Source organism: Streptomyces ficellus, from assembly GCF_030406405.1.
Lineage (GTDB): Bacteria > Actinomycetota > Actinomycetes > Streptomycetales > Streptomycetaceae > Streptomyces > Streptomyces ficellus_B.
On the sequence record NZ_JAUEPL010000010.1, the window covers coordinates 14,105 to 31,217 of the forward strand.

Annotated in this window: 13 protein-coding genes; 11 read left to right on the top strand and 2 right to left on the bottom strand. The window is 73.2% G+C overall.

Features of this window, described 5'->3' with window-relative positions; all coding sequences use genetic code 11:
• The first annotated feature begins 211 nt into the window (after nt 1-211).
• From QWM81_RS09675 to QWM81_RS09695, 5 genes are read left to right on the top strand one after another with little or no spacing between them, the layout of a single operon-like run.
• Nucleotides 212-1,906: an IucA/IucC family protein gene (locus QWM81_RS09675; protein ID WP_290111359.1), complete on the top strand. Its 1,695-nt coding sequence runs from the start codon at nt 212-214 to the stop codon at nt 1,904-1,906.
• An 11-nt stretch (nt 1,907-1,917) separates the two neighbouring features.
• Nucleotides 1,918-3,459, top strand: coding sequence for a pyridoxal phosphate-dependent decarboxylase family protein (locus QWM81_RS09680; protein WP_290111360.1), 1,542 nt, complete (start codon nt 1,918-1,920; stop codon nt 3,457-3,459).
• Nucleotides 3,456-5,252 carry an IucA/IucC family protein gene (locus QWM81_RS09685; protein ID WP_290111361.1) on the top strand — a complete coding sequence of 599 codons (1,797 nt, stop codon included), beginning with the start codon at nt 3,456-3,458 and terminating at the stop codon, nt 5,250-5,252. The genes QWM81_RS09680 and QWM81_RS09685 overlap by 4 nt, the downstream gene beginning before the upstream one ends.
• The gene (locus QWM81_RS09690) at nt 5,249-5,836 is read left to right on the top strand and encodes a GNAT family N-acetyltransferase (protein WP_290111362.1); all 588 of its coding nucleotides are present in this window, start codon (nt 5,249-5,251) and stop codon (nt 5,834-5,836) included. Before QWM81_RS09685 ends, QWM81_RS09690 begins: the two co-directional genes overlap by 4 nt.
• Entirely contained in the window at nt 5,833-7,143 is a 1,311-nt protein-coding gene (locus tag QWM81_RS09695) for a lysine N(6)-hydroxylase/L-ornithine N(5)-oxygenase family protein (RefSeq protein ID WP_290111363.1), read from the top strand. The genes QWM81_RS09690 and QWM81_RS09695 overlap by 4 nt, the downstream gene beginning before the upstream one ends.
• Before the next feature lie 145 nt (nt 7,144-7,288).
• On the opposite strand, the gene QWM81_RS09700 is transcribed toward QWM81_RS09695, so the two are convergent.
• Both QWM81_RS09700 and QWM81_RS09705 read right to left on the bottom strand, forming a co-directional pair.
• Nucleotides 7,289-7,690 (bottom strand): GvpU-like protein, encoded by a 402-nt coding sequence (locus tag QWM81_RS09700; RefSeq protein ID WP_290111364.1) that lies wholly within the window; start codon nt 7,688-7,690, stop codon nt 7,289-7,291.
• Between the two features lie 52 nt (nt 7,691-7,742).
• Entirely contained in the window at nt 7,743-8,228 is a 486-nt protein-coding gene (locus tag QWM81_RS09705) for a DUF1360 domain-containing protein (protein ID WP_290111365.1), read from the bottom strand.
• A 306-nt stretch (nt 8,229-8,534) separates the two neighbouring features.
• Here QWM81_RS09705 and QWM81_RS09710 point away from each other — a divergent pair, with 306 nt between their 5' ends.
• From QWM81_RS09710 to pspAB, 6 genes are all read left to right on the top strand, one after another.
• Nucleotides 8,535-11,951, top strand: coding sequence for a S8 family serine peptidase (locus tag QWM81_RS09710; protein ID WP_290111479.1), 3,417 nt, complete (start codon nt 8,535-8,537; stop codon nt 11,949-11,951).
• A 152-nt stretch (nt 11,952-12,103) separates the two neighbouring features.
• On the top strand, nt 12,104-12,571 hold the full coding sequence (locus QWM81_RS09715; protein ID WP_290111366.1) for an HD domain-containing protein: 468 nt from the start codon (nt 12,104-12,106) through the stop codon (nt 12,569-12,571).
• A 213-nt stretch (nt 12,572-12,784) separates the two neighbouring features.
• The gene (locus QWM81_RS09720; protein WP_290111367.1) at nt 12,785-14,563 is read left to right on the top strand and encodes a histidinol-phosphate aminotransferase family protein; all 1,779 of its coding nucleotides are present in this window, start codon (nt 12,785-12,787) and stop codon (nt 14,561-14,563) included.
• Nucleotides 14,560-15,363, top strand: coding sequence for a phosphatidate cytidylyltransferase (locus QWM81_RS09725; RefSeq protein ID WP_290111368.1), 804 nt, complete (start codon nt 14,560-14,562; stop codon nt 15,361-15,363). Before QWM81_RS09720 ends, QWM81_RS09725 begins: the two co-directional genes overlap by 4 nt.
• A 139-nt stretch (nt 15,364-15,502) precedes the next feature.
• A complete protein-coding gene (gene htpX, locus QWM81_RS09730) occupies nt 15,503-16,417 on the top strand; it encodes a zinc metalloprotease HtpX (protein WP_290111369.1) in 915 nt (304 codons plus the stop codon).
• A 70-nt stretch (nt 16,418-16,487) separates the two neighbouring features.
• Nucleotides 16,488-17,099 (top strand): PspA-associated protein PspAB, encoded by a 612-nt coding sequence (gene pspAB, locus QWM81_RS09735; protein WP_290111370.1) that lies wholly within the window; start codon nt 16,488-16,490, stop codon nt 17,097-17,099.
• Nucleotides 17,100-17,113 lie beyond the last annotated feature (14 nt).

Genomic DNA, 17,113 nt, shown 5'->3' on the forward strand with positions numbered 1-17,113 from the left:
ACCTTGCCTATAAGGTAAGCCTAACCTAATCTAAGCCCGCTTGTGCGTCCAGACGTTCGAGCGGAAAGATCCGGACAGACATCGGAGCTGCCTGATGCCCCTCCCCGCCGACCATCCCGTGCCCGCGCTGTCGGACGTGGCTCCTCCAGCCTGGCGGGAAGCCAACCGACGACTTCTCGCCAAAGCGATAGGCGAGTGGTGCTTCGAAGACATGCTCAAGGCGGTCGAAACCAGTGACGGCGCCTACCGCGTCGACCTCGACAGCGGTACGACGTACGCCTTCAACGCCACCGTGGGCGCGTTCGGCTGGCTGCGCGTCGACCCGGCGTCGATCACCCGCACCGCGACCAGCATGCTCGGCAACGCCATCGCCCAACCGGCCTGGGACGCCCAGCAGTTCCTGCTCGAAGCGGCCTCGACGATCGGCAGCGACCCCTCCACGATCGCCACGTACTTCACCGAGCTCTCCGCCACCCTCGCCGTGGACGCCGCACGCATCACCCACGGCGGCGAAACCGTCGCCGAGCTGCGCGCCCTGGGCCACACGGAGCTGGAGTGCCGCATGACCGGGCACAACCTGCTCGTCGCCAACAAGGGCCGGATCGGCTTCTCCGCCACCGACGTACGCCAGTACGCCCCCGAGTCGGCGCAGTCGCTGCAACTCCAGTGGGTCGCCGTCCACCGCGGCCTCGCCGAGTTCCGCGGCACCTCGGAGCTGTCCGAAGAGAACATCCTCGCAAGGGAACTGGACGACGAGACCCGGGCACGCTTCACCGCCGTTCTCCACGAGGCGGGCGTGGACCCGGAGGGCTACGTCTGGATGCCGGTGCACCCCTGGCAGTGGGACCACGCCGTCCAGATCCTGCACGCCGCCGACGTGGCACAGCGCCGCATCATCCCGCTCGGCGAGAGCACCGACTCCTACCTGCCGGGCCAGTCCATCCGTACGATGGCCAACGTCACCGCCCCCGAGCGGTACGACGTCAAACTCCCGCTCAAAATCCTCAACACCCTCGTCTGGCGCGGCATCCCGCCGCACTGCACCATGGGCGCCCCCGTCGTCACCCAGTGGCTGCGCGGACTGGTGGAGCGCGACCCGTTCCTGACGGACGAGTGCCGCACCGTGTTCCTCGGCGAGGTCGCCTCGGTGACCGTGCGCCACCCCTACCTCTCCAAGCTGGAGAACGCCCCCTACCAGCACCTGGAGACCCTGGGCTGCATCTGGCGCGACTCGGTGTCCGCCCGCAAGGACCCCGACGAGCGCGTCCGCACCTTCGCCTCGCTGCTGCACGTCGACAACGCCGGTGACGCGTTCGTCGCCGAGCTCGTCCGCGCCTCGGGCCTCGACCCGCAGGAGTGGCTGCGCCGGCTCTTCGACACGCTGCTCGTGCCGATCATGCACGTCCTGTACCGGTACGGCGTCACGTTCAACCCGCACGGCCAGAACACGCTGATCGGGTACGACGAGAACGACGTACCCGTCCGCCTGTACCTGAAGGACTTCGTGGACGACGTGTGCGTGTCCTTCACGGACGTGCCCGAGCGCGGTCCCGAGCCGGACGGACACGACCACGTGCTCCCCCGCAAGCACCCCTCGATCATCAAGCAGCACGTCGTGGACCAGGTCTTCGTCGGCCACTTCCGCTACCTGGCGCCGCTCTGCGCCGACCAGCTGGGCGTACCGGAGAAAACGTTCTGGCGCCTGGTGCGGCAGACGATCCTCGACTTCCAGAAGCGGTTCCCCGAGCTGGTCGACAGGTTCGCCGAGTACGACCTGCTCACCCCCGAGATCCCCCGGTACGGCCTGAACCGCGACCGGATCGTGGTCACCCGGTACACCGACCGCGCCCTGCGGCACGCGCTGTACCCGAACGGCACGCACCCCAACCCGCTCGCCGAAGGCTGAGGAGACCGGGCGTGACACCGCTGACCCAGGCACGACCTCTGCTGTCCCCCTTCCCGCCGTCCCTGCTGGCCGGTTCCCGAGACGGCCTCGCCGAAGTCCTCGCCACGCTCGCCGAGGCCATCGACACCGCCTCGACCGCGCACCGCCCGGCCGGACCCCTCCCCGCGGGCACCCCCGCCGAGGTCCTCGCCGCGGCCACCGAGGCGCTGGGGGCCGCCGAGCTGCCCGCCGAGGGGCTCGGCGCCAAAGCCGCCCTCCAGCGGCTGGCCACCGTGCTCGTGGAGCACGGCATCGACCTGTCCCACCCCCGCGCCGCCGCCCACCTGCAACCGCCGCCGCTGGCGGTCGCCGTCGCCGCCGACGCCCTGGCGAGCGCCGGGAACGCCTCGCTCGACACCTATGACTCCGGCCCCTCCGCCATCGCCGTCGAACGCTGGCTCATCGGCGTACTGACCCGGCTGGCGGGACTGGGCGAGCGCGCCGACGGCGTCCTCACCCCGGGCGGGTCGCTGTCCAACCTGATGGGCCTGCTGCTCGCCCGGGACGCCGCCTCCTTCCGGCGCGGGATCAACGCGCGCGAGCAGGGCGTGGCCGCCCTGCCCGGCCCGGTGGTGTTCTGCTCCGAGCTCGCCCACTTCTCCACCCACCGGGCGTGCGCCGCCCTGGGCCTGGGGGAGGCCGCCGTGTTCCCGGTGCCGGTGGACGAGCGGCGCCGTATGCGGCCCGACGCCCTGGCCGCCGCCCTGGACGCGCTCGGGCCCGACCGGACCCCCGTCGCGGTGGTCGCGACCGCGGGGACCACCGACTTCGGCTCCATCGACCCGCTGCCCGAGATCGCCGAGATCGCTTCCGGGCACGGCATATGGATGCACGTGGACGCCGCCTACGGCTTCGGCGCGCTGTTCTCCGAGCGGCTGGCCGGCCGGCTCGCGGGCCTGGAGCTGGCCGACTCGGTCACCCTCGACCTGCACAAGCTCGGCTGGCAGCCCGCCGCCACCAGTGTGCTGCTGGTCTCCGACACCACCGCCTTCACCTCCCTGGACCGCGAGGTCGCCTACCTCAACCCGGTCGACGACGCCGAAGCCGGCTACGACGGGCTGCTCGGCCGCAGCCTCCAGACCACCCGCCGCCCCGACGCGGTGAAGGCCGCCGCCACTCTCCTGACGTACGGCCGCACCGGCCTGGGCCGCATGGTCGACACCTGCCACGAGCTCGCCCGCCACGCCGAGCGGCGCATCCTCGCCGAACCCGAGCTGGAGCTGGTCGCACCGGCGGAGCTGACCACCGTGGTGTTCCGCTACCGCGGCAACGCCCGCCCGGCGGTCCTCGGCGAGCTCAACGGCGCCCTGCGCAGGCGGCTGCTGGAGTCCGGCACCGCCCTCATCGGGCGTACGGAGGTCAAGGCCGCCGGACCGGGCTCCCGCACGCGGGTGTGCCTGAAGTTCACCCTGCTCAACCCCACCGCCACCGCCGACGACATCGACGGCCTCGTGGACACCGTCCTCGACGCCGGCCGCACCTGTGAACGACTCATCGAGGAGGGCGCCGCATGAGCATCACCACCACGGCGGCAACCACCGTCCCCGTCACCACCGCCGACCCCCTGCACGAACGGGACGCGCGCGGCGCCGCCGAACACGCCCACATCGAGGCCCTGCTGCGCTGCTGGCTGCTGGAGACGGGCACCCCCGTCGCGCCGGGACCGCTCCGCGTCGAGCTGCCCACCGCCGGGCTCGCCCTCGTCACCGAAGTCACCCACTGCTCGCCCACCGGCTGGCACCGCTTCGGCCCCGCCCGCCTGGAGGGCCCCGGAGGGCCGCTCGGCCCGGCCGCCGACCCGGTGACCGCGATCGCGCTGCTGTCCACCGAGGCGGCGGTACGCGGCGGAAGCCGGCCCGGCGGGGTGCCGGCCGGTGAGGTCGCCGACCTCGTGGAGCGCACCGCCGAATCCGTACGCCGGGTCGCCTCGTTCATCTCCGACCGCCGCGCCCACCCCCAGCCGCCGCCCGGGGTCGACGGCTTCCTGGACGCCGAACAGGCCCTGTTGCTCGGCCACTTGAACCATCCCGCGCCCAAGAGCCGCGACGGCATCTCCGACAACGACGCCGCCGCGTTCTCGCCCGAACTGCGCGGCTCCTTCCGGCTGCACTGGTTCGCCGCCGACGAGTCGGTCGTCTCGCACGACGCGGTCGCCGGAGCCCCGTCCCTGGCCGGCCGGGACACCGTGGCGCTCCTCGCCGACCTGGCCGGACGCCGCCCGGGCGCCGGCCGGGTGCTGGTGCCCGCCCACCCCTGGCAGGCCCGGGACCTGCTGCACCGCCCCCGTATCAAGGCGCTGGTCGCCTCCGGGGCGCTGGAACCGCTCGGTGAGCTGGGCCCGGAGTGGTGGCCCACGTCCAGCGTGCGCACCGTGTACCGGCCGGGCGCCGACGTGATGCTGAAGCTGTCGCTGGGCCTCCGGCTGACCAACTCCCGCCGCGAGTCCACCCGTACCGAGCTGCGCCGCGGCCTGGAGATCAACCGGCTGCTCGACGCCGGGTACGCCGACGGCACCTTCGCGGCCCACCCCGGCTTCGCCATCACCCGCGACCCGGCCTGGCTCGCCGTGGACGAACCCGGACGGCCCGGGGGCCCGGACGTGACCGGCCTCGACGTCGCCGTACGCGAAGTGCCCGACGGCATCGCCGACCTGCGCTGCCTGGTCGGCCTGGTGGCACCGCGCCCGGGCCTCGGCCGCAGCGCGCTGGGCGAACTGGTCGCCGCGCTCGGGCCCGGCGCGGCCGAGCGGTGGACGGCCGACTACACCGACAAGGTGCTGGTGCCGATGCTGCACCTGTACGCGGCGACCGGCATCGGCCTGGAGGCCCACCAGCAGAACACCCTGGTCCGCCTCGACGCCCAGGGCCGGGTCACCGGCTCCACCTTCCGCGACAACCAGGGCTACTACCTGGCCACCTCGTACCTGCCCGGGCTGCTGAAGCGGCTCGGTGCCGACTCCTCCACGCTCGCCGTCGTGGACGACGCCCTCGTGGACGACCGGCTCTCGTACTACCTGCTGCGCAACCAGGCCCTGTCGGTCGTCGGCTGCCTCGCCGTGGACGGCCTCGCCGACGAGCGGGACCTCCTCGCCGTCCTCGCCGACCGGCTGCGCGCCGCGCTGCCCGCGCTCGCCGCGGCCGGCCCGGACGGCGACCGGCTGGCCCGCCGGTGGCTGGAGGCCGACACCCTGCCCTGCAAGGGCAACCTGCTCACCCGGCTGCACGGCATCGACGAGGTCCTCGCCCCGCTCGACGCCCAGTCGGTCTACCTCGACGCCCCCAACCCCCTCCAGGAGGCCGCACGATGACGCCTGCACAGCAGGAGTCGCGCACCGCCGTCCCCGGCCCCCCGCTCCCCGTCCTGACCGGCCGCTGGTCGGCGCGCGTGGCACGGGCCGAGGGCGCCGACCTGGACCTCGTACACGGCTGGATGCAGTCCCCGCACATCGACGCCTTCTGGCACCAGGCGTGGCCGCGCGAGCGCTGGTACGAGGAGATCGCCGGGCACCTCGCCGGGGACGCGATCCTGCCCGTCCTGGTCGACCTGGACGGCCGGCCGCTGGCGTACATCGAGGTGTACCGGGTGATACGCGACCGGCTCGCCGGGCACTACGCGGAGCTCCCCCACGACCTGGGCGTCCACATCGCCATCGGCGAGGAGAGCCGCACCCGGCAGGGCCTGGGCCGGGCCCTGCTGCGCGCCCTCGCCGAGGGGCTCCTCGCCGCCGACCCCGCGTGCACCCGGGTGGTCGCCGAGCCGGACGTGACCAACGGGCCCTCACTGAAAGCCTTCACGGCGGCCGGGTTCCGCCCCGCCGGGGAGGTGGTCTTCCCCGACAAGACCGCCGCACTGCTCATCCACCCCCGCCGGGAGGAGGACATGCCCCGATGACGGAACTCATCAGCGAACACGACGTCGTGGCCATCGGCTGCGGCCCCTTCAACCTGGGCCTGGCCGCCCTCGCGTCGACCGTGGACGGTGTCGACCTGGTCGTCCTGGAGGAGCGCCCCGAGCTGACCTGGCACCGCGGGATGATGTTCGGCGACGCCTCGATGCAGGTGAACTTCCTCGCCGACCTCGTCACCCTGGTCGCCCCCAGCCACCCCCTGTCGTTCCTCGCCTACCTCCACGACATGGACCGGCTCTACACCTTCACGGTGCGCGAGAACTTCTTCCCCTCCCGCCGGGAGTACGAGGACTACCTGCGGTGGGCGGCGGCGAAACTGCCGTCGGTGCGCTTCTCGCACCGCGTCGAGGAGGTCCACTGGGACGCCGCGGCCGAGCGTTTCACCGTGCACGCCGTACGCGGTGACGGCACCCGGCTGCGGATGTTCGCCCGCGACCTCGTCCTGGGCATCGGCACCGCGCCGTACGTCCCGGAGGCGCTGGCGGCCCTGCCCGCCGGCAAACTGCTGCACACCTCCGACTACCTGTACCGGACGGCCGACGTGGCGTCCGCCGGCAAGGTCACCGTCGTCGGCTCCGGCCAGTCGGGCGCCGAGGTGGCGGTGGACCTGCTCGGGCGCAACCTGGAGGGCGGCCCCGCGGTCAGCTGGCTGACCCGTACCGCCTCGTTCGCTCCGCTGGACTACACCAAGATGAACCTGGAGCTGACGACCCCGGCGTACATGCAGTACTTCCACTCGCTGCCGCAGGACGTACGGGACCGGCTCATCGGCGAGCAGTGGCAGTTCTACAAGGGCATCTCCACCGACACCCTCGAAGAGGTCCACGAACTGCTCTACCGGCGCCAGCTGGAGCACGGCCTGGCCGAGGTGGAACTGCGCTTCGGCATCACCGTCGAGTCCGCCGCCGTGGACTCCACCGGCCGGGCGGTCCTGACCTGCCGGCACCGCGACACGGGCCAGGCCTTCGAGCACACCACGGACCTCGTCGTGGCCGCGACCGGCTACCGCAACCGCCCGCCGGCCTTCCTCGGCCCCATCGAGGACCTGCTCCTGCGGGACGGGCGCGGCCGTCACCGCGTACGCGTCGACCACTCGGTCGAGCTCGCGCAAGGCGTCACCGGACGCGTCTTCGTCGCCAACGCCGAGATCCACTCCCACGGGGTGTCCTCGCCGAACCTGGACATCGGCGCCGTACGCAACGCCACGATCCTCAACGCCATCACCGGCCGCGAGACCTACCGCCTGCCCAAGCGCAGCGCGTTCACCACCTTCGAGCCGCCACGGCAGTGAGCCCGCCGCGGCGGCCTTCCCGGCGCGGCGGTAATCCCGCCGCGGCGGTAATCCCGGCGCGGGCTGTGACGGGGCGGGACGGGGCGGTCTTCGGCGGCCGCCCCGTCCCGGCCCCCGGCCCGAGATGCGGCGCGGCCGCGCGGGGTCAGTGGTCGGAGTAGCTGAAGTCCCCGACCGTCCAGGCGCTCACGTCCTTGATGGCGATCCGGTACATCCCACCCGTCTCCGGGATGCCCACCGTGCCCTGAAGGATCCTGGCGACGTGGAAGTGCAGGTGGGAGGGGCGCTCGGCCGGGGCGTCCGTCGCGGCGTCCTGCGTGGCGCCCTGCGCGGGGGTCTGCGCGGGGGCCTCGAAAGCGCCGGCGAACGCGCCCAGTTTGGCCGAATCCCTCAGAACCTCGCCCACCCGCTGCCGCCATACCGCCTCCGGCGCCAGCCGGCCCGTGATGACGGCTCCGGGGAGCACGACGGTCAGGGACATCTGATTGGTTTGCTCCGACTCCACCGTCGCGGCGATGTCAACGAGCAGCTCATCAGGGATCGACATGAGCACGGAGTCTACAAGCCGGGCCTCACCCGGCCGGCCCCGGACGTGGCCCTCAGTCCCCGGTGACCTTTTCGCACAGCGCCGAGTAGGCCAGTTGCAGCGAGTCCGCCACGGCCAGGGCGGTGAGCGCGCCCGTGGCCGTCCGCGTGGCCCGCGGCCACAGCAGCCCGGCTCCGGTCAGCGTCGTCACGGTCCACACGCTCATGCAGAACGGGCACGTCAGCAGCTCGCCCACGGTGTGCCGGGCCCCGCCGCGCGGTTCCTCGTGCAGCTCCGCCGGGCCCTGCGGCCCCCGGTACTCGGTGAAGGGCGCCCGCAGCGGGCTGGTCACCGATCCCTTGCTGAGGAGCCGGCTCAGGCGGAACGTCGCCACCGCCGTCAGCGCCAGGTCCCACGGATGCGGCCGCTCCGGCAACGGCCGGCCCCGGAGCCGTACGGCGCTCGCCCACGCCCCCGCGTACCCGCCGTAGACGACCAGGGCGGCGGCGTGCCCGGCCAGCGGCGGCGGCTCGCCCCCGTCCGCGTAGGCACGGCTCATCCGCCTGGCCATACGTGTGAACAGCTCCACCATCCGCTTCGCCTCCGCTGAGTCCTCCGCCGTGTGCTTCCCGCTGTTCGCCTGCCCTGCCAGCCTAGGGCGCAAGCCCCGCGACGGCTCGTCCACCGACGCCTGCCCAACTACTCGTGGACATGCCATGCCGTGCGGTATGTTCCGTGCGCCTCCCCCCATGGATCGGGCAACGCCCGGTGAACCGGTGGCCCACAGGCGTGCCGCGCGCACCCGGCGGAGCTCCTTTTGACAGGAGTTCGTGTGGTCGCTTCCCCCCGACGATCCCGCAGATTGGTGCGCCTCGCCGCCGCCACCTCACTCGCACTGCTCCTCTCCGCCGCCCCGGTCGCCGTCGCCTCGGACGGCCCGGACGTCACCGTCCATACGGTCGGCGGCCGGCAGGTGGTCGACGGCACGGTCAAACAGCCGGTGACCGGCACCGTCGAGGTGGCCGGTACGGCACGCACCGGCGCCCCCGGTGCCCCCGCCCAGCCCGCCCCGCTGCACGCCGACGCGGGCGACAGCGGCTTCGTCGCCGCGGGCGAGAAGGCCGTCCTGCTCGGCAGCGCCTACGGCGGCACCGCCCCCTACACCTGGGCGTGGACCGCGGGGCACGGCACGCTCACCGACGCCGACGCCTCCAGCGCCGCCTTCGACACGACGGGCCTCGCGCCGGGCACGTACGACGTGCGGCTCACCGTCACCGACGCCGCGGGCCACAGCGCCACCGACACCGTCAAGGTCGTCGTGGCCGAGGAGACGACCACGGAGCTCCTCGACGAGACGAGGACCGACACCACGCCCGGCCTCTTCCCGGCCGGCCAGACCGTGGAGTTCCCCTTCGACGTGCCCTCCGGCGTACGCAACCTGGACGTCACCCTGTCCTGGACGACGGCGCAGCAGGACTACGACCTGCGGGTCACCGACCCGTCCGGCAAGGTCGTCGCGCAGTCGGAATCCTCCGGCCACCCGGAGAGGACGTCCGTCGCCGCCCCGGCCCCCGGCACCTGGAAGGTGGTCGCCGTCAAGTGGGCGACCGTCACCGCCGACGTCAGCGCGCTGGTCGTCGCCCGCACGCGCACCGCCGACCCGCGCCCCGCCGTCACGGCCGGCGGCCCGTACACCTTCGGGACCGGTACCGAGCAGCGGCTCAGCGGCACGGTCACCGGCGGCGCCGCACCCGTCGCCACAACCTGGGACCTGGACGCGGACGGACACTTCGACGACGGTACGGGCACGACCGTCACCGCCGCGCTCCCCGAAGGCCGCCACCTGGTCACCCTCAAGGCGACCGACGCGGCCGGCCTGGAGCGCCGCGAGACGACCTCCGTGCGCGTGGGCGCCGCCGACCGGCTCGACGCGGGCCCGCCGGTCACCGTCATCGGCGTCGCCGACACCGGCATCAATCCCTACCACCTGGAGTTCTCCGCCCGCACCTACCCCGACCCCGATGTGCTGGCGCTGACGAGGAACTTCACCCGTCACCCCGCCGAATACATTCCCGGCTACCCGGCCACCGCCCCCGCGATCCCCGTCACCCTCGACAAGGGCTACCTGCCCGCCGAGGACAAGGACCTGTGGACGAGCGGGCGGGTCCCCGGCGGCACACTGCACTGGATACCCGGCACGAAGATCATCGGCGCGTACGCGGCGAGCGTCGACGGCGCCCACCCGGTCCTCGACGACCACGGGCACGGCACCGGCTCCGCCTCCGTCTCCGCCGGCAACCGTTACGGCTACTGCCCCACCTGCCTCCTGGTCGTGGTGGAGGGCCTGGACGAGACGGTCGCCACCACCTACCCCTGGGTCGACATCACCTCGCACTCCTTCGGTTACGTCGGCGGCATCCCCGCCGGCCCGGTCGTCAGCGGCGAGGAGGTCACCAAGGAGGCCGCCGAACGCGGCCAGACCGTCCTGTTCGCCGCCGGCAACGGCGTCGGCAACGCCTTCGACGTACCCGTGAGCACCTGGCACTCCGACCAGACGGGACCGGACTGGAACATCACCGTGGGCGCGCTGCGCCGCGACGACCAGCGGGCCGTCGTCGGTGACGGCATGCCCGTCCACCTGTCGTCGTGGGGCATCGGCAGCCTGCCGTCCGCCTGCCACACCGGCGTCCACTGCCAGGACCAGTTCAGCGGCACCTCGGCGGCCACCCCGTACACCGCCGGGGTGTTCGGCACGACCCTCCAGCGGGTGCGCGACGCCATCGGCGACGAGCGGGCCGGCCAGAAGAGCGGCCAGGCCGTCGCCGAGGGGGCGGCCGTCCCCGAGAGCGCGTACCTCCACGACGGCAGGCTCACGCGCGCCGAACTGCGCGAGGCGGTCCTGAAGAACGCCTTCCCGCTCGGCGAGGACAACCTGCCCTCCGCGAGCTGGCCGCTCGCCTCGCCGTACACGGCCGGCAACGTCCTGTTCGAGGGGTACGGCGCCGCCACCCCCGAGACCGCGCGCCGCGCCGTGGACGTCCTGCTCGGCCGGGCCCTGCTGCCGCGGCGCCCCGTCGAGGACGACTTCTTCGCCGCCGACCGGGCCGTCCGGGACAGCATCTGGGGCGGCTACGACCGGGACGGCGACGGTACGCGGGACACGGCGCCGCTGCCCACCGGCGTATCGGCGGGAGCGGACGACGTGGCGACGCCAGACGCCGCCCTGGGCGTACTGCGCCGCACCCTCACCGCCGGGCCGCAGGAGCCCCAAGGCCCCTACTCCGCGCAGTCCTTCACCTACTACCTCCACCAGCCGGCGGACTGCTCGGCCGAGCGCACCATGGACCGCACCGACCGGGCCGGCGACGCGGACGGCTGCGCCGTCGCCGACACCCTGTCCACCGCCGCGCCCTACCTGCCGACCGCCGCGCACCCCGCCACCGACACCCTGGGTGGGCCGCTCGCCTCCGGCTCGAAGGTACGGGCCGAGCTGTACGTCAAGACCCGCGCCCCGGCCGCCCTGGCGGGCCCCTCGGTCGTCCTCCTCGCCACCGACCGGGAGATCGGCCGCGGCAAGGCCACGACCCAGCCGGTCACCGGCGCCTGGACGAAGCTGACCATCGAGTTCGACACCGCCCGGCACGCCTTCACGGGCGAACAGCTGACCGTCCAGCTGCTGTCCGACACCACCGCGCTGCTCGCGGTCGGATACGAGGGTGACCACGCCACGAGGCTGACGGTCGACCCGGCCCCGCTGCCCGCGTCCGGGCTCGGCTTCGGCGCCGCCATCGCCGCGCCCGCCGACGGAGCCGAGGTCGCCGAGGGCGAGACCGTCGTCGCCGGCGGCCGGTTCACCTTCCCCGACCTGGGCGCGGACGGGCGCCCGGAGACCCACCGGGTGCAGGTGTCCGTGGACGACGCCGACTTCGCCGCACCGCTCTCCGCGAAGCTCGACGACACCACGGGCACCTGGCGCGCGTCCCTCGGCCGCCTCCCGGCCGGCGATCACGTCGTGTACGCCCGCGCGGTCCGGGACGGCACCCCGTCGCAGGTGACGCGGGCGAGCTTCCGGGTCACCCCGGACGCCCGCGTCGAATGGCAGGTCGTCAGCCGCAACGCCCCACTCGACCCGGCCGCCTGGCGCCCCGCCGAGGGCCTCACCGCCTGGTCGTTCGCCCTCCCCACGGCCTCCTACGGCCCGGGCCACCGCACCATCGCGGTACGCCTCGTGGAACGCGGCACCGAAACGGCCCTGACCACGGTGCGGGCCCGCTTCCACTGACCCGTCCCCCCGACCCGGCCCGCGGGCCCGCCCCCTCCCGGGGCGGGCCCGCTCCCATGCGGCCACCAGGGGCGCACACCGGAGCGAACCTGGGTGTACCCACCGCCCGCCCATGCCCTATGTTGCGGAGGCAGAGCAAGGGGGGAGCACGTATGACGCAGGGGGAGCAGCCGATGACCCTGGCCGAGGTCGAGGCCATCGCACGCGCCGCGCACGCCGCACAGCGGGACAAGGCGGGGCGCCCCTACACCGAGCACCTGCAAGCCGTCGCCGAGGGCGTGCGCGCCCGGGGCGGAAGCGACGAGCTGATCGCCGCCGCCTGGCTGCACGACGCCATCGAGGACGGCGCGCTCAGCGAACGCTGGCTCGACGAGGCGGCGCTCACCCAGCGGACGAAGGACGTCGTACGCGCCCTGACCAAGCGCCCCGGCGAGGAACCCGAAGCCTACGCACGGCGCATCCTCGCCGTCCCCGGAGCCCGTCTCGTCAAAGCGGCGGACCTCGCCCACAACGCCGACCCCCAGCGGCTCTCCGCCCTCGACGAGCCAACCGCGCGCCGGCTGACCCGGAAGTACGCCGCCATGCGCGAACACCTCGGCCTGACGGCCGACGAGCATTGACGGATCAGAGCGAGGCGACGGACGACTGAGGCGACGGGCATCGGATGGCACAGGATGAGCCAGCTGCCACTGACCCTTCGTGGACGCAGCACGCCGGGGACGGCTGCGCCTGAGTACGCGTACGTGAGTTGACTGCGTCGCTCGGCCCTGCCGCGCCCGCCGCGCGTTCCGCACGATGGGACGGCTTCACCACCCGCGTCGAGAGAGGTGCTTATGGGCCGTGACCTGCAGCTGCGCACTGCCACTGCGGAGGATCGTGAGTGGATCCACGAACTGCGTCACCGGGTGTACGCACAGGAGCTGGGCCAGCATGCGCCGGATCCGGGCGGCCGGCTCCGTGACGGGCTGGACGGCGACAACGTCTACCTGGTCGTGGCGCGAGGCGCCACCCGGATCGGCTTCGTCAGCCTGACTCCGCCCTGGTTGGGGCGGTACGCGCTGGACAAGTACCTGACCCGTGACGAGCTGCCGCTGCTGAGCGAGGGCGATCTGTTCGAGGTGCGCATCCTCACCGTTGAGCCGCGCTGGCGGTCCTCCGCGGCGGCGCCGCTGCTGATGTACGCGGCGTTGCGCTGGATCGCCTCCCGGGGCGGGCGCCGGGTGGTGGCGATGGGGCGCACCGAGCTGCTCGCCATGTACCGGGCCGCCGGCCTGCGCCCGGTGGGCCGTACCGTCCACAGCGGTGCGTTGACGTTCGAGGTGCTGACCGGCAGCGTGACCGAGCTGACGAAGGTCACGATGGAGCGCTACCGCACCACGCTGGAGCGTCTGCGGTCGGAAGTGGACTGGCGGCTGGACGTGCCGTTCGCACCCCGGCCGGACGGCTGCGAGCACGGCGGCGCTTCGTTCACCGCCATCGGCACGGACTTCCGCAGCCTGCACCGGCGCCGTGAGGTGGTTGCGGCCGACGTGCTGGACGCCTGGTTCCCGCCGGCCCCCGGGGTGCGGGCGGCGCTCGCGGAAGATCCGGCCTGGGCCGCCCGGACCTCGCCGCCGACCGGGGCCGAGGGCCTGCTGGCGGAAATCGCCGAGACCCGGGCGCTTCCGGCGGAGGCCCTCGCGGTCGGCGCCGGCTCATCCGACTTGATCTTCAGGGCGTTCGGCCAGTGGCTGACCCCGCAGAGCAGGGTGCTTCTGATGGACCCGGGCTACGGCGAGTACGCCCACGTCACGGAGAGGGTGATCGGGTGCCGGGTGGACCGGTTCCGGTTGCGCCGCGAGGACGGCTGGCGGATCGATCCGGCGCGGCTGTCCGCTGCCGTCGGGTCCGGCCGCTACGACCTCGTGGTGGTCGTCAACCCCAACAACCCGACCGGACGCCACGCGCCGGCCGCGGAGTTGCGCTCGGTGATCGCCGCGGCGCCCGCCCGCACCCGCTGGTGGATCGACGAGGCATACCTCGGCTATGCCGACCTGACCGAGTCGCTCGCCGGCCTCGCCGCGTCGGACCCGCGGGTAGTGGTCTGCAGCTCACTGTCCAAGATGTACGCGCTGTCCGGCATGCGGGCCGCCTACCTGGTGGCCGAGCCGACCACCGCCGCCCGGCTGCGCCGGTGGACGCCGCCCTGGCCGGTCAGCCTCCCGGCGCAACTGGCCGCGGTGGCAGCCCTGCGCGACCCGGCGTACTACAGCGACTGCTGGCTGCGCACCCACGCGCTGCGCCGCCACCTGGCCGCGGACCTGGCCGGGCTGGACGAGGCCGTGGTGGTCGAGGAGGCCGTGGCGAACTTCCTCACCGTGACCCTGCCGTCCGGCGGGCCGAGTGCCGCGGACGTGGTGAACGAGTGCCGCCGCCACGATGTGTACCTGCGTGACCTGTCGCCACTGTCGTCGGCGTACCAGGGGCGCACGGTACGCATCGCGGTCAAGGACACCGCCGAGAACGCGCGCATCGTGGCCGCCTTCCGGGCCGCCCTGGACGTACTGCGGCCGCGGTCGGCCCCGCTCGTACCGGTGCCTGAGGGTGTTCCCGCCGCCGGCGCCGCCCGGTGATCACCGTGGCGTCCCTGGCGCCCTACCTCGGCGGGGCGCTGGCGGTGGGTGGCGTTGCGGTGGCGGCGTCCCGGCGCCGCGAGCTGCTGACCCGGTGGTGCGCCTGGGCGATCGGAGTGCCCCTGGTCACCGGTGCGTTCTGGTGGGGCCGCCCGGGCGCCGCGGCCATCGCCGTAGTGGTCGGGGTGATCGCCGCGATGGAGTTCGGCGGGCTGATGCGGCTGGGCCGGGCCGACCGGGTGGTGCTGGCAGCGGCGGTGGCAGGCGTCGTGCTGGCCGCCTGGCTGGCGCCCGGGCAGGAGCTTAGGGCGGTCGCGGTCGGGGCGCTCGCGGTGGCCGCGGTGCCGCTCCTGGCCGGCGACACCGACCACGGCCTGCACCGGCTCGGCGCCGGCGTGCTCGGGCTGGCCTGGCTGAGTGTGCTGGCCGCGCTGGTGCCGCTCGGGGCGAGCGCGCTCGCGCTGTTCGTGGCGGTCTCGATCGCCGACATCGTGGCGTACTTCGCCGGTCGAGGACTCGGCGGTCCGCGGCTGTCGCCACTGTCACCGGCCAAGCGGTGGAGCGGGACCCTGGCCGGGGCCGCGGCCGGCCTCGGCGTGCTCGCCCTGCTCTCCGCGCTGAGCTGGCCGATGGCGGTGGCCGTCGCGGTCGGCGGCCCGGCCGGCGACCTGCTCGAATCCATGATCAAAAGAGGGGCGCGGGCAAAGGACGCCGGCCGCTGGCTCCCCGGCTCCGGCGGCCTGCTGGACCGCATCGACTCACTGCTCATCGCACTGGCCGTCCTGCTCGTCCTGCGCTGACCGTCGTCCGCCCCGGGCGGGAATCGCTCACCCGAGGAACCCGAGGAACCGGAATGGCTGGAATGGCTGGAATGGCTGGAAATCGCGGCAACGGCGCAGACTGAAGGGAGAGCACAGCCTCTGTTCGGAAGGTGACCAGATGGCAGGGAAGGGTTCGCGTTACGTACCCGATCGGGGGCTCACCGCGCGCATGGTGACGACGATGTTCCTGATCGGGCTGTTGTACGTCGTGTTCGTCGGGGTCCTGCTGGCCACGCTGCGGGATTCGTGGCCGGTCATCGTGGCGATCGCGGGTGGGCTGTTCGTGGTGCAGTTCTGGTTCAGTGACCGGATCGCCGCGTTCAGCATGGGGGCCCGGGAGGTCACGCCCGAGCAGCAGCCGGAGCTGCACGGTGCCGTCGACCGGATCTGCGCGCTCGCCGATATGCCCAAGCCGCGCGTGGCGATCGCCGAGAGCGACGTACCGAACGCTTTCGCCACCGGGCGTAACCAGAAGAGTGCCATGGTGTGCGCCACCACCGGGCTGCTGCGGCGTCTGGAGCCGGAGGAACTGGAGGGGGTTCTCGCGCACGAGCTGTCGCACGTGGCGCATCGCGATGTCGCGGTGATGACCATCGCGTCGTTCCTGGGGGTACTCGCGGGCACGATGACGCGGATCGCGCTATGGGGCGGCTTCGGCCGGCCCGGCAACAGCCGCGACAGCAACACCGCCATCGCGATGCTGGTGATCCCGCTGGTCAGTGCCGTGGTGTACGTGATCAGCTTCCTGCTCACCCGGCTGCTCTCCCGCTACCGCGAGCTCTCCGCCGACCGCGCCGCCGCCCTGCTGACCGGCCGCCCCTCCGCGCTCGCCTCCGCGCTGACCAAGGTGACCGGCCAGATGGCGAGGATCCCGACGCGGGACCTGCGCAAGGCGGAGCCGTTCAACGCCTTCTGGTTCGCGCCCGCGTTCTCCTCCAAGGAGAGCCTGAGCAGGCTGTTCTCCTCGCACCCGACGCTGGAGCAGCGCCTCGACCAGCTGGGCCGGATCTCGGCGCAGCTCGGCCGCCCGTAAGCCGGTAAGCCGGTAAGCCGGTAAGCCGGTAAGCCGGTGATTTCGTAAGGCGGGGACGGAGGTTCGTGCCGTGGGTCTTCTCGACATCATCCTCGGCCGCAGTCGGCCGGTCCGGCCCGATCTCGACCAGCTCTTCGCCCTGCCCGCCGCCGCGATCACGCTCCAGGCGGGCGCCGGGTTCGCGCCGACCGGCCTCGGCTCGGTGTGCTTCGCCAGCGTCGAGGGCGGCGCCTTCGCGCGGCTCCAGCGGGACGTACGTGAGCTGCTCGACGCGGACACCGGCCGGGGCGGCGTACCGGTCGAGTTCAGCCAGGACGCGTACGGCTACACCTGGCTCCTCGTACGCCACCCTCCCGACGACATCGTGTCGCTGGTCAACGACCTGCACGCGGTCAACACGCTCCTCCAGGACGCCGGGTTCGGCCCGCAGCTGCTCTGCTCATTGACCGGTTTCCACGCGGTCGAGGGGCAGGAGGGGGCGGAGGGGGAGCACCGGGCGCTGGCGCTGGTCTACCTCTACAAGCGGGGCACGTTCTATCCGTTCGCGCCGCTCCCGGGACGCGCCGAGAAACGGGACAGTGCCGTGGAGCTGCAGGTCAGGGCGCTGCTCAAGGACGATCTGCGGATCGAGCCGGAGCTGGAGCGGTGGTTCCCCGTCTGGGGCGCGCCAGGGCTTCGGTGAAGCGCCTCGCGGTC